Source organism: Saccharomonospora iraqiensis subsp. paurometabolica YIM 90007 (genome assembly GCF_000231035.2).
GTDB lineage: Bacteria > Actinomycetota > Actinomycetes > Mycobacteriales > Pseudonocardiaceae > Saccharomonospora > Saccharomonospora paurometabolica.
The window spans coordinates 85,599-85,836 of the sequence record NZ_KI912261.1; the positions used below are offsets into that span (position 1 = coordinate 85,599).

General features: G+C 77.7%; 1 pseudogene. It reads right to left on the bottom strand.

The features are described 5' to 3' along the window. Positions 1–238: pseudogene (locus SACPADRAFT_RS33535) on the bottom strand (hypothetical protein); the annotation flags it as partial.

The following is a 238-nucleotide window of genomic DNA, read 5'->3' on the forward strand; positions in this document are numbered from 1 at the left end:
CTCGACCTCCCGGGAACGCAGGTACCCGTGGCCGTCGGCCGTGCCGGACCACCGCACCGTGCGGCACCGCAGGTCGAGTTCCGCACCCGGCCACGGCCCCGCGGACAGCAGCACCGCGCCGCGGTTGCGCGCCCGCGCGGACAACCGCCGGGCGGTCCGGGTGCCCTGCACCGTCCGGGGTGCGGTGACGACGACCAGGTCGAACCCGTCGAGCAACGCCGCGGTGACCGCCGCGAGC